The 13,259-nt window shown below is 68.5% G+C and carries 9 protein-coding genes; 6 read left to right on the forward strand and 3 right to left on the reverse strand.

Annotated elements, in window-relative coordinates; all coding sequences use genetic code 11:
• Positions 1-191 precede the first annotated feature (191 nt).
• Entirely contained in the window at positions 192-1,106 is a 915-nt protein-coding gene (locus tag AC3WL7_RS00005; RefSeq protein WP_079221473.1) for a LysR family transcriptional regulator, read from the reverse strand.
• A gap of 140 nt (positions 1,107-1,246) precedes the next feature.
• Between AC3WL7_RS00005 and AC3WL7_RS00010 the strand changes: the two genes are divergently transcribed.
• Positions 1,247-1,948, forward strand: a complete 702-nt coding sequence (locus AC3WL7_RS00010) for a pirin family protein (RefSeq protein WP_079221472.1) — start codon at positions 1,247-1,249, stop codon at positions 1,946-1,948.
• Between the two features lie 172 nt (positions 1,949-2,120).
• Entirely contained in the window at positions 2,121-3,260 is a 1,140-nt protein-coding gene (locus AC3WL7_RS00015) for an MFS transporter (RefSeq protein ID WP_108746455.1), read from the forward strand.
• A 9-nt stretch (positions 3,261-3,269) separates the two neighbouring features.
• Here the strand turns inward: AC3WL7_RS00015 and AC3WL7_RS00020 are convergent, their stop codons facing one another.
• Positions 3,270-4,415 carry an alpha/beta hydrolase gene (locus AC3WL7_RS00020; RefSeq protein WP_492748790.1) on the reverse strand — a complete coding sequence of 382 codons (1,146 nt, stop codon included), beginning with the start codon at positions 4,413-4,415 and terminating at the stop codon, positions 3,270-3,272.
• Positions 4,416-4,598: 183 nt separating this feature from the next.
• Between AC3WL7_RS00020 and AC3WL7_RS00025 the strand changes: the two genes are divergently transcribed.
• Complete coding sequence (locus AC3WL7_RS00025; protein WP_492749105.1) at positions 4,599-5,945, forward strand: c-type cytochrome; 1,347 nt, start codon at positions 4,599-4,601, stop codon at positions 5,943-5,945.
• Positions 5,942-6,865 carry a c-type cytochrome gene (locus tag AC3WL7_RS00030; RefSeq protein ID WP_492748792.1) on the forward strand — a complete coding sequence of 308 codons (924 nt, stop codon included), beginning with the start codon at positions 5,942-5,944 and terminating at the stop codon, positions 6,863-6,865. Before AC3WL7_RS00025 ends, AC3WL7_RS00030 begins: the two co-directional genes overlap by 4 nt.
• 4 nt (positions 6,866-6,869) lie before the next feature.
• Here AC3WL7_RS00030 and AC3WL7_RS00035 read toward each other — a convergent pair whose 3' ends face one another.
• Positions 6,870-8,234, reverse strand: a complete 1,365-nt coding sequence (locus AC3WL7_RS00035) for an OmpA family protein (protein ID WP_492748793.1) — start codon at positions 8,232-8,234, stop codon at positions 6,870-6,872.
• Between the two features lie 308 nt (positions 8,235-8,542).
• Between AC3WL7_RS00035 and AC3WL7_RS00040 the strand changes: the two genes are divergently transcribed.
• Both AC3WL7_RS00040 and AC3WL7_RS00045 read left to right on the forward strand, forming a co-directional pair.
• A complete protein-coding gene (locus AC3WL7_RS00040; protein ID WP_492748795.1) occupies positions 8,543-10,921 on the forward strand; it encodes a TonB-dependent receptor domain-containing protein in 2,379 nt (792 codons plus the stop codon).
• 7 nt (positions 10,922-10,928) lie between these two features.
• Positions 10,929-13,040 (forward strand): phosphocholine-specific phospholipase C, encoded by a 2,112-nt coding sequence (locus AC3WL7_RS00045; protein WP_492748797.1) that lies wholly within the window; start codon positions 10,929-10,931, stop codon positions 13,038-13,040.
• Positions 13,041-13,259: the final 219 nt, after the last annotated feature.

Here is a 13,259-nt window from a genome sequence, read left to right on the forward strand (position 1 = left end):
GGGTCCGGTTGAGGGGGTGTGAGCGGCATGGATGCCGCGACCAAGCCCCCATGGATGGGTTTACGGCGTCCCCCTCAACCGGACCCACCCCGCCATCCCACGGATAACCAGCTGTTGCTGTTGCTTCGGCTTCGGCAGGTGCAGGGCTGCAAGCCCTGCAAACAAGGCCCACATCCACGCATGGCGTGGATCTACCCCATCGCCTGCCACCACTGCGCCAGCAGCTCCGGCCTGCGCAACCGCTCGCGCCACCAGCGCAATGCCGCACCATCCTCACCCGTGCGCCACGCCAGCCAGAATGTCTCCTCCGGCTTGGGCTCCTCCACCTCGCGGATCACCAGCTGGCCGCGCGCCACCGCCGCGCGTGCACACGGCCCGGGCAGGAAACCGAAGCCCACGCCCTGGCACTGCAGCTTCAACTTGCTGGCCATGTCCGGCACCGTCAGCATTTCCTGGCCCATCAACAAGCCCACCGTCCGCGGCAGCAAGCGGCGCGCGGAATCGGACACCGCGATCGCGCAATGCTCGGCCAGCTGCTCGCGGCCCAGCACGCCCGGCACCTGCGCCAACGGATGATCCGGCGCTACCGCAAACACGAAATCGACGCTGCCCAGCGGCTCCACGACATAGCCACCACCACTGGGGCCTTCGCCCGCGGCACCCACCAGCAGGTCGGCACGGCGATCCAGCAGCGCTTCCCAGGTACCTGACAGCGCTTCACCGAACAGCCGCAGGCGCGTCGGCGCTTCAATCCCACGAAACGCAGCGATGTCCGGGCCCAGCAGCCAGGTCGGGAACATCGAATCCACCGCCAGGGTCAGCTCGGCCTCCCAGCCGGAGGCCACCCGGCGCACCCGCAGCTCCAGTTCGCGGGCGGCACGCAGCAGGTGGCGGCCTTCGTCCAGCAGGGCGCGACCGGCCTCGGTCGGCTCCGCACGGGGGCCGACCCGGTCGAACAGCTGCACGCCCAGGTCCTCCTCCAGCTTGGCCACGGTGTAGGAGATGGTCGAGGGCACCTTGTGCAGGGCCTTGCCGGCGCCGGCAAACGAGCCGCGGCGGTCGATGGCGTCCAGGATCTGCAGGGCGTCGAGGCTGAGCTTGAGCATTCGAAATTTTCGATGATGGCTGTCAAAACTATCCGTTTTTCAAACCCCGGGTGCAAGCGGATACTTCTCTCCAACGGGGAAACACACCGGCTACCGGCCCACCCCGCCCCATCGAAACCATCGAACAAGGAGAAATCATCATGCTGCAGATCCGCAAGAGCGCTACCCGTGGCCTGGCCGAGCATGGCTGGCTGTCTTCCCGCCACACCTTCTCCTTCGCCGGCTACTACGACCCGCGCTACGTCAGCTTCGGCCCGCTGCGCGTCATCAACGAAGACAAGGTGATTGGCGGCCAGGGCTTCGGCACCCACAGCCACAGCAACATGGAAATCATTTCCTACGTGCTGGGCGGTGCGCTGGAGCACAAGGACTCGATGGGCACCGGCTCGGTGCTGCGCTACGGCGACGTGCAGGTGATGAGTGCCGGCAGCGGTGTCAGCCACAGCGAGTTCAACCACTCGGCCACTGATCCGGTGCACTTCCTGCAGATCTGGGTCTTCCCGGACAGCGAGAACATCGAGCCGTCCTACCGCGAGACCCACTTCGCGCCGGAGACCAAGCGCGGCCAGCTGCGCCTGATCGCCTCGCCCGATGGCGCCGACGGTTCGCTGCGCATCCAGCAGGACGCCCGCATCTACGCCACCATCCTCGATGGCAGCCAGAAGCTGCACCACGCACTGGGCAACGGCCGTGGTGCCTATGTGCAGGTCGCCCGTGGCCAGCTGCAGGTCAACGGCATCACCCTCGATGCCGGTGATGCGCTGCAGGTCAGCGACGAGGCCCAGCTGACCCTGGAGAACGGCAACGACGCTGAAGTGCTGGTGTTCGACCTGCCGCTGTAAGCACCAGCAGTACCGTGCAGCGAGGCCCGCGATACCCATCGGTATCGCGGGCCTTTGCGCGTGCGACGGGCGACGTTGCATTCGTATTCGCACTGGAATGACACAAATGGCACTTGCCCGGCCGATCTGAAAACGTTTTCATGGCCGGGATCCTCCGGAGCCTTCCCTGCGCATGACGCCTTCCTCCCCGCGTGCCCAGCAGCACGCCACCCGCGCCGCCTTCTTCATTCCCGGCTTTGCCACCGCCGCCTGGGCACCGATGGTGCCCTATGCCAAGGCCAAGGCCGGCTTGTCCGATGCCAGCCTGGGCGCGGTGCTGCTCTGCCTGGGCCTGGGCTCGCTGCTGGCGATGCCCTTGGCCGGCGCGTTGAGTGGACGCCTGGGGTGCCGTCGCCTGATGGTCATCACCACGGCGTTGATCCTGCTGGCCCTGCCACTGCTGGCGCTGGCGCCATCGCCGCTGGCACTGGGTGCGGCCCTGTTCCTGTTCGGTGCCGGTGTTGGCGCGATGGACTGCACGATGAACATGCAGGCCGTCGCGGTCGAACGCGATGCCGGCCGCGCGATGATGTCCGGCTTCCACGCGTTCTACAGCATCGGCGGCTTCGTCGGTGCCGGCTGCATGACCGGCCTGCTGTTGCTGGGCACGCCGCTGTGGATGGCGGCCCTGCTGTCGGTGGCAGCCATGCTCGTGGTGGCATTGCTGTCGGCACCCCACTGGCGCCCGCAGCGCATCGCCCATGACGGCCCGATGCTGGCCGTTCCGCATGGCGTGGTGCTGTTCATCAGCGTGCTGGCCTTCATCGTGTTCCTGGCCGAAGGCTCGATGCTGGACTGGAGCGCGGTGTTCCTGGCCGAAGTGCGGCAGGTGCCGCGCGACCAGGCCGGCGCCGGCTTTGCGGTGTTCACCCTGGCGATGACCGCAATGCGCCTGTTCGGCGACGGCATCGTCGAGCGACTGGGCCGTACGCGCACGATCGTGCTGGGGGGCATCACCGCAGCCACGGGCTTCGCCCTGGCCACGCTGGTGCCTTCCTTCGCGGTGGCGCTGGCGGGCTACGTGATGGTCGGCCTGGGCTGCGCCAACATCGTACCGGCGCTGTTCTCGATGGCCGGCCAGCAGCGTGCGATGCCGGAAAGCATTGCGATCACGGCCGTGACCACGCTGGGCTATGCGGGCATCCTCGCCGGCCCGGCGGCGATCGGCGGGCTGGCCCACCTCACCACCCTGGGCTTTGCGTTCCTGTGCGTGGCAGCGCTGCTGCTGGGCGTGGCCGCGTCGGCGCGGGCGCTGGCACGCCGCCTGCCGTAAGCAGGAGCGTCAGCTGCGGGTGGGCGCAGCGGCAGCGGTATCGCGCACCCGCCATTCGGCCTGCGCCGGCAGCTGCGGCGCCGGGCAGGTTGCGCGGGGGTGGTGTTCGTCCTGGGCCATCCAGTCATCGACCACGCCGGCTAGCAGGTCCAGCCGCAGCGGCAGAGTGATGTGGTCTTCGCCGCGCATCTCGATGTAGTGCGCGCGCGGATTGGCCAGGGCGAGCTCGCGACCCTGGCTGACCGGGATGTGCTGGTCGCCCTGCCCGTGCAGCAGCAGCACGCAGGCGCGGGTATCGGCCAGCGCGCGGGCGACGTCCACCTGGTCCAGGTCGACGTCGATGCGGCGGCTGGCCGCGGCGATCACCTGGTTGATGTCCTGGCCGCCATAACGCCAGCGCGCATAGGACGCCACTGCCTGCGCCTTCAGCCCCTCCGGCTGCAGGGCCATCAGGTGCGGGATCATCGTGCGGATCGCCACGCCGGCATTGGCGAACGATTCCATCGCCACCACGCCGGCCACCTGGTCACCCAGCTTGTCTGCAGTGAACACCGCCGTCGCGGCGCCGTAGGACACGCCGAACAGATACAGCGGCCCGGCGACTTCACCACGCGCACGCAGCTCGCCGATGACATCGACCACGTCATCCGATTCGTAGGTGCCGTAGCCGGACGGGCCGCGCCCGGACTGCCCGTGGTTGCGCAGGTCCAGGGTGACCACGCGGTAGCCCGACTCGGCCAGCTGCAACGACCACGGCAGCATCGAATCACCATTCATCATCCAGCCGTGCAGCAGCACCACGGTGCCGCGTGGTGCCTGCGCATGGAACGGCTGCGGCACCGACAGGCTCAGCCCGGTATCCAACGGCTGGCCGTTTTCATGGCGCTGCGGCAGGTAGTGGTAGCGGGCGCCGTAATCGCCCGGGTCGAAGACGCGCCAGAAGATCGGCACGTTGTCGCGCCCGGGCAGGAAGCCATGGCGGTTGGGCAGCTCGGCGATGGCCGCGGCGATGCGCGGCTGGTCCAGCAGGGTGGACACGCCACCGGGCGCGACCAGCTGGTCGCTGAGCGAAGTGGACGAGGCGGTGATCGAGGATGAGCATGCAGCCAGCCACAGGCCGGCGCACGCCAGCAACAGCAGCAGCGGGCGCTTCATGGGCAATCAGGGAAAAGGTGCGACAGCGTGGCAGGTTAGCGGGCGCGGCCGGGCGCATCTATCGCAGCTCGATGACGGGTTGATGACAAGCCGGGATCGATTCAGCTTCGTGCGATGTCGCATATGGACAAAGCATTGATCCGGATCAATGAACGCGCCTGCGCGTTTGCCGACAGTGCGCCCATGCGTACCTCGTTCAAGCTCCTCCTTGTCCTGGCCGCCGCGACCGGTGCGGCCTGGGGCATTGCCCGCAGCACGCCGTACTGGTTCGCGCCGCGCCAGCACGCCGTGGTCGACATCCACGATCCCGCGCTGATCGCCCGCGGCCAATACCTGTCGCGCGCGGCCGACTGCGCCGCCTGCCACACGGCCCCCGGCGGCAAAGCCTTTGCCGGCGGGCTGGGCATGCAGACGCCGATGGGCACGATCTATTCCACCAACATCACCCCGGACGCGGATACCGGCATCGGCCGCTACGACTATGCCGATTTCGAGCGCGCGGTCCGCCGCGGCATCCGCCACGACGGCCAGCCGCTGTACCCGGCCATGCCCTACGCCTCCTACGTGATCGCCAGCGATGACGAGGTCCAGGCGCTGTACGCCTACTTCATGGGCGCGGTGCAGCCGGTGCGCCAGCACAACGCCGACAGCACGATCCCCTGGCCGGCCAGCATGCGCTGGCCGCTGGCATGGTGGCAACTGCTGTTTGCCCGCCCCCGCAGCTTCGTTGCCGATCCTGCGCTGGATGCCGGCCAGCAGCGCGGCGCCGAACTGGTGGAGGGCCTGGCGCACTGTGGCGCCTGCCATACCCCGCGCGGGATGGCCTTCCAGGAAACTGCCATGGCTGATGGCGAAAGCCGCCGCTTCCTCTCCGGTTCGGTACTGGAAGGCTGGTATGCGAAGAACCTGCGCAACGAAGCCACCGGCCTGGCCAGCTGGAGCCAGGACGAGATCGTCGAGTTCCTGCGTACCGGCCGCACCGATCGCTCCGCCGCGTTCGGCGGCATGGCCGATGTGGTGGAACACAGCACCCAGTACCTGACCGACGCCGACCTGCTGGCCATGGCCCGTTACCTGAAGCAGTTGCCGCCGCGCGCCGGCCGCAGCACGCAGTGGATTGCAGGCCCCGACACGACCACCACCGCGCTGCGCGACGGCGACTACCGCGTGGAGGGTTCGCTGGCCTATGCCGAGCACTGCCAGGCCTGCCACCGCGCCGATGGCCGTGGCATGCCGCGCGTCTACCCTGCCCTGGCCGGCAACTCCATCGTCTTCGCCGATGACCCGACTTCGCTGGTGCAGGTCACCCTGGCCGGTGGCCGCACGCCGCACACGCCGCACGACCGGATGGCCTTCTCGATGCCCGGCTTCGAGCATCTGCCCAACGCCCAGCTCGCGCAGATCCTGACCTTCATCCGCAGCAGCTGGGGCAACCAGGCCAGCGCGGTGAGCGAAGCCGACATCGCGCGCATGCGCAGGGTGGTGCGCGACAAACCCGTGCATGTGGTTCCGCAGGAGGTGGCACCATGAGGCGCGCACGCAAGCGCAGAAGCGCGGCCATCGTCATTGCCATCGGCGTACTGGTGGTGGCCGCAGCCGCCGCACTGCTGTACGCGTACCGCCATCCGTCGCTGGATGCCACCCCCGCCACGCTGGACATCCTCGACGCACAGGGCGCGCGGGTCGGCGCGTACCACATGCCCAGCGCCGAAGAGATCGCCAGCCTCGGCAATGGCGATGCGGTGATGTACGGCCGCCGCCTGCTCAACGAGACCGCACGCCTGCTGCCGGACAACGTGGGCAATGACCTGAACTGCAACTCCTGCCACATGGCCGAGGGCAAGCGGCCTTTCGGCAACCACTACCTCAACACCGGCGGCGGCAGCTACCCGCGCTACATGACCCGCCCCGGCAAGGAGATCGGCCTGGTCGAACGCATCAACGGCTGCCTGCAGCGTTCGATGAACGGCAAGCCGCTGGCCGGCGACGCACCACCGATGCGCGCGATGCTGGAATACATGGCCTGGCTGAGCCGCCCCGTACCCGACGGCGCGCGCGTGGCGGCGCCAAGCGAAGGGCCGATCGATTCCTCGCTGGTGCCCGACCGCGTGCGCGGCCAGGCCCTGTATGCAGCGCAGTGCGCCGCCTGCCACGGCGACAACGGCGAGGGCCGCCGCGATGGCAGCGGCGATTTCGCCTTCCCGCCGCTGTGGGGCGAGCGCAGCTTCAACATCGGCGCGGGCATGGCACGGCTGTACAAGGCGGCCAGCTTCGTCAAGCACAACATGCCGCCGGCGGCGGGCCGCGAACCACCGCTGGGCCAGCAGGTGATGCCCGACCAGGACGCGGTGGACATCGCCGACTACTTCATCCACCAGCCGCGGCCGGATTTCGCCGGCAAGGGCAAGGACTGGCCGCGCGACCCCAAGCCCAAGGATGCGCGCTACTGACCCGTCAGCGCTTGACCAGCTCGACGCGTCGATTGCGTGCCTTGCCCTCTTCGCTGCCATTGTCGGCCACCGGTTTGTCCGCACCGAAACCGGCTGCCTGCAGGCGCTCGGCCGCAATGCCCTTGCCGGCCAGCGCCGCCACCACCGATGCCGCCCGGGCTTCGGACAGGCTGCGGTTGTGGGCCGCCGCACCGCTGTTGTCGGTGTGGCCTTCAATGGACAGTTTCAGCGAGGGATCGGCACGCAGCAGCTCCAGCACCTGCGCCAGCTGCGGTTCGGACGTGGGCAGGATGTCCGCCTTGTCGGTGGCGAAGTTGACCTGGATGGCGACCCGGCCAGCACTGTCCAGCTGCTTCTTCAGTGCGTCGGCCGGCAGCAGCGCAGCGGTCTGGGTGAAGCCCTTGCGTTCGACCATCACCCAGCCGGCGCTGAGATATTCCAGCCGCGCATGGACCCAGAGCTGGCGACCATCGGCCAGCTCAACCTGGTAGACCTCGGTGTCGTAGTCCTGCCAGCTGAAGCCGGCGGCATGGCTGTAGGCGGCCTTGACCGCCTGCGGCACACCGTCGGCCGCCTCTCGCGGGATGCGGCCTTCGAACACCTTGCGGCCACCGGCCTGCGCCATCATCGCCTCAAGGTTGCGCCGCACCTCGTGCATCGAATACGCGTGCTCGCCCTTGTCGAAATCCTGCGCCCAGGTGCGTCCTTCCACCTGTTCGAAGCGCTCGCCGTTCCAGAACGGGAAGGCGTCGAAGTCGCGCTTCTGCGGCGCATTGCGGTCGCTGTAGCCGGCCGGCAGGGCCAGGTGCGGGAAGCTGCCGGACCACTGCGCGGTGGCCTTGAACGGCACGGCATCCAGCACCACCAGCCCGGCCCCGTTGCTGTCCACGGCCAGCTGCACCCAGACCGTGCGATCGGCCTGGCGCACCACGTACACCGTGGTCGCCGCGTCCTGGTCCATGTTCACCGCATCGATGAAGCCACCACCGATTTCGTCTTCCAGCTGCGGGCCGTAGTAGATGTCACGCAGCAGCTTGCCTTCGAACACCTTGTGCCCACCGGCCGCCGCCAGCACGCCGTCGAAGTTGCGCTGCACTTCCAGCGCAGAGAAGGTCTTGTCCACGGCAGCACGGGTGTCCGCCACGATGCGTGCCGACCAGCTGGGGCCTTCCTCCCAGTGCACGCCATCACCGATGCGGAACGGGAAGCGCGCCCAGGCGCGCGTGCTGGCAGCGTTCTGCGGCGCATAGCCCTGCGGCAGGCTGAAGAACGGCAGTTCCCCCAGGGCCACGCTGCTGCTCGACAATGCGGTGGTGTCGAAGGCCAGCACCGGCACGGGCTTGCCATCGCGGTCAGCGAGGCCCGGCACGGCGTCCGCAGCCGGTGCAGCGCTGGCGGCAGGAGGGGCCGCAGGTGCGTCTGCAGGCGCCGTCGCCGCATCCGGCGCCGGTACGGGTGTCCGTTCGCAGCCTGCCAGTACCAGCAGCACCGCGGCCCCAAGCCAGATCTTCGTCCATGCCTGCATCGCCACACCTCACGTCCATTGAGAAGGGCCCGAGCATAGCCCATGGCCGTGACGGGCCACACATTGCCATCGTTCCTGCGTTCGCGCGTCACCGCCGTGTCATTGGCGCTGCCGAAACTCCCGGGCTTTCCCCCACTCAAGGTCCGGTTTCGATGCGAACGATTGCGCGTTTTCCCCGAGTCTCGCTGCTTGCCCTGCTGATCGCCCCCGCGCTGGACGCCCTGGCCGAAGCACCGCAGGGCGAAGCCGCCGAAACGCACAGCGCCGACGCACGGACCCTGGACCAGGTGCAGGTCATCGGCCAGGCCACCAGCTACGCCAAGACCTCGGTGCGCGCCGAAACGCTGAACCGGCAGACAGTGCTCAGCAGCGTCAACGGCGCGCTCAACGAAGTGCCGGGCGTGGTGGTCAGCGAAGCCGACGCCACCGGTTCATCGGTGTGGGGCACGCAGATCAGCATGCGCGGCTTCGTCACCAACCGCGACACGCAGCAGATCGGCACCACCATCGATGGCCTGCCCAACGGCGGCTCGGGCTACGGTGGCGGCTCGATGGCCAACCGCTACATCGACACGCTCGACCTGGAGACGGTGGAAGTGAGCCAGGGCACGGCCGATATCTCCTCGCGTTCGAACGAGGCCCTCGGCGGCACCCTCAACTTCCTCACCAGCGATCCGCTGCAGGACAGCCGCCTGCGTTTCGTCGTCGGCGCCGGTGACAACGATGCGCGCAAGTACTACGTGCGCTACGACACCGGGCTGCTGGGCGGCCACACCCGCGCCTGGGTCAGCGCGTCCTCGGCCCGGGTGAGCGACTGGATCGACGGCAGCGGCAAGACCAGCAACGACCACATCGCCGGCAAGTTCATCACCGAACTGGACCGCTGGACGCTGACCGGCTACCTGTCCTACAACGATGCCGACGAGCCGGAATACACCAGCGTCTCGCCGCAGGGTTTCGCCACCAACCCCGACCGCGACAACCTGGTCGGCACCCTCACCGGCATCCCCTACCTGGACCAGAACTACCGTTCTGGTTCGCGTGCGCTGCGCGAAAACACCTTCGGCTACCTGCGCGCCGCCTTCGACGGCGGCAACGGCTTCAAGGCCTCGATGGCGGCCTATGGCCACCGCATGCAGGGCCGCGGCGACTGGCTGCCGCCTTACCTGGCCGATGTCACGAATGATGGCGCCGGTCGCCCGCAGTCCGAATACCTGGGCGGCAGCACCGTGTACGGCGGCAGCAACCTGGGCCAGATCTACTTCGTGAACCCCGATGGCAGCAGCGCCCAGCCGATTGCCGGCTGCACCCCGCGCGTGGGCTTCAGCGCCGAGTACGATCCCAACTGCTACGCCGGCAACGTGCTGGGTGCGCAGTCCTATCGCCACACCCACTACGACAACGACCGGATGGGCGTGACCGCCGATGTCGAATGGCGGCAGACCTTCGGCGGCGTCGACAACACGATCCGCGGCGGCCTGTGGGTGGAGAAGCTGGACCGCTCCGCGCGCCGCGACTGGCACCGCCTGCTCAACGTCGGCCAGGACATCGGCTTCGACCACCAGCCGTACTGGGTGCAGTTCGAGGACAAGTACAAGGTGGACGAGCAGATGTACTACGTCGAGGACGTGGCCCGCTTCGGCCCGTTCAGCGCGCGCGTGGGCGTCAAGCAGTTCTTCGTCGACCAGTCGCGCAACCGCGTGATCGGCGCCGGCGAACACGTCACGTCTGATTCCAGGTCCGATCCGCTGCTGTCCACCGGCTTCACCTGGGCGCCGGGCGTGGAAGGCATGGAGCTGTTCGCCGGCTTCTCGCAGAACTTCGCCGCGATTCCTTCCGGCGTGCTTGGCGAGACCGATCCGCAGCGCTTCCGCAACGTCGAACCGGAAACGGCCGACAACATCGAAGTGGGCATGCGCATCAGCCGCTGGCCGCTGACCGCCTCGGTCACCCTGTACAACATCAAGTTCGACAACCGCATCGTCTACCTGCCGGCCGGCTTCGTCAGCGGCATCGACTACCTGGGCGAGACCGATGGCGTCTACGAGAACTTCGGCGGCGTGGAAAGCAACGGCCTGGAAGCCGCGTTCGGCTATGGCTGGGACAACGGCTGGCGGGTCAACGCGGCCTACACCTACAACCGTTCCAAGTACCTGGGCAGCGGCGACGCCGCGCGTGACACCCAGCTGGGCATCGTCGATGGCGCCAAGGTGATCGGCCAGCCCGAACAGATCCTGGTGCTTTCGGCCGACTGGCAGGGCGAGAACTGGAACTTCGGCCTGTCCGGCCGCTACCTCGGCACCCGCTACCTGGACGCGGCCAACGTCAACAAGCTGCCCTCGGCCACCGTCTTCAACGCCAACATCGGCTTTGACCTGCAGGGCCTGTCGCCTCGCCTGAAGGGCATGGGTGCCAACCTGGTCGTGAGCAACCTCACCGACAAGCGGTATCTTGCAGGGGTCGACGGCGCCAACGCCGCCTTCATCGGCGCACCGCGCACCGTCGGCATTTCCTTCCGCGTGGATCTGTGAGGCATTCGTGACTGATATCGGCCGACGCCGGTTGTTGCAGGCCGGCGTCGCCGCCGGCCTGGCACCGCTGCTGCCCAGCATCGCCCGCGCTGCGGCCATCGCCCCGGCCGCGCAGACGCACAGCCTGCAGGACCTGCAGCACATCGTGGTGTTCATGCAGGAAAACCGCTCGTTCGATCACTACTTCGGCACGCTGCCGGGCGTACGTGGTTTTGGCGACCGCTTTGTTGCCCCTGCCGCGCCCCTGGCCGGCGGGGACAGCGCGCGCAGCCTGTGGCTGCAGCCCGATGCGAGCGGCCAGCGTGCGATCGCGCCGTTCCCGCTGGATACGGCCGCGCACTTCGGCTACATGCGCGTGGAAGGCACCCCGCACACCTGGCCCGACGCGCAGCGCGCGTGGGACCAGGGCCGCATGGGGCACTGGCCGATGGCCAAGCAGAACCACGCAATGGGCTATTTCCAGCGTGCCGACCTGCCCTTCCAGTTCGCCCTGGCCGAAGCGTTCACGATCTGCGACGCGTACCACTGCGCCATGCAGGCCGGCACCAACCCGAACCGGGTGTTCCTGTGGACCGGCCACAACGATGCCTTCGCCCGTGCCGGCGGGCCGGTGATCGCCAACTCGCATGACAATTTCCCCGAGCACGGCGGCCATCCGGATTCGTACCGCTGGGCCAGCTATGTCGAGCGCCTGCAGCAGGCGGGCGTGTCCTGGCAGATCTACCAGGACATGGCCGACAACTTCACCGACAACCCGCTGGCCGGCTTCGAGACCTTCCGCCAGGCCTACCGTGCCGCACCGGGCCACGATGCCTCGCTGCGCCAGCGCGGGGTCAGCACGCGGGGCCTGGCCCAGCTGCGCCAGGACGCCATCGAGGGGCGCCTGCCGCAGGTCAGCTTCATCATTGCCGATGCCGCTGGCAGCGAGCACCCCGGCCCGTCCAGCCCTGCGCAGGGCGCGGCCTACACCGCACGCGTGCTGGATGCGCTGACGGCCGATCCGGAGGTCTGGAGCCGCACCGCCCTGCTGCTGATGTTCGACGAGAACGACGGCTTCTTCGACCACGTGCCGCCGCCGGCACCTCCCTCGGCACAGCCCGGTGGCGGCTGGGCAGGCGCTTCATCGGTGAGCACCGAGGGCGAGTACCACCAGCACCCGGCACCGGGCGACGAGAAGTACGACGAGGCCGGACTGCGGGGCCGCCCGTATGGATTGGGCCCGCGCGTGCCGCTGTACGTGATTTCGCCATGGAGTCGTGGCGGCTGGGTCGATTCGCAGGTGTACGACCACACCTCGGTGCTGCGCCTCATCGAACGCCGCTTCGGCGTGGCCGCGCCGGACATCTCGCCGTGGCGCCGCGCCGTGTGTGGCGACCTGGTCAACGCCTTCGATTTCGCCCAGCGCGATACCCGCCCGTTCGTGCGCGGGCTGCCCGATGTGAGCGCCACCGCCGCGCGCGCGGCAGCCCTGCCGGGACGCACCGTGCCGGCACTGCCCGAGGGCCTGCAGGCGGCGCGCCAGGAAGCAGGCACGCGCCCATCGCGCGCGTTGCCGTATCGGCCACACGCTCAGGTGCAGGCGATTGCCGCGGACGGCGTGGCCCTGCACCTGGCCTGCGAAGGTGCCGCCAGCGTACTGCACGTCTATGACCGCCTGCAGCTGGCCGCCCTGCCACGCCGCTATACGCTGCTGCCCGGCGCGCCGCTGCAGGACCGCTGGGCGCTGGATGCGCAGGGTCGCTATGACCTGTGGCTGCTCGGCCCCAACGGCTTCCATCGCCACTTCCGCGGCGTTGCCGGTGCACCGGTGCTGCAGGCGCAGGTTGACCCGGTCGAGGGCCAGCTGCGGTTGCAGCTGCGCAATGCAGGCAGCACCGCGCAATCGATCCGTGTGCGCGCCGGTGCCTACGCCGGGCACATGCCGGAGCAGACGCTGATGCTGGCCGCGGGTGCGCAGACCACGCTCGCTTGGGACGCTGCACCCACCAGCGGGTGGTATGACCTGCACGTGGTGGCCGGTGACAGCGAACTGCGCCTGGCCGGCCGCGCGGAAGACGGCCGTCCGGGCACCAGCGACCCGGCGATGGGCGGCCAGCCACTGCGCTTCGAGCACGGCTGAAGGTTTCTGTAGCGCCGAGCCTATGCTCGGCTGCGCGGTCCTGTAGAGCCGAGCCTATGCTCGGCTTAGTCGAGCATGGCTCGACTCTACAAATGCAGCCGAGCGTTGGCTCGGCTCTACAAAATGCAGCCGAGCGTTGGCTCGGCTCTACAAAATGCAGTCGAGCATGGCTCGACTCTACAAATGCAGCCGAGCGTTGGCTCGGCTCTACAAAGCCAG

It is taken from the genome of Stenotrophomonas sp. FW305-3-2-15-E-LB1 (assembly GCF_058787375.1).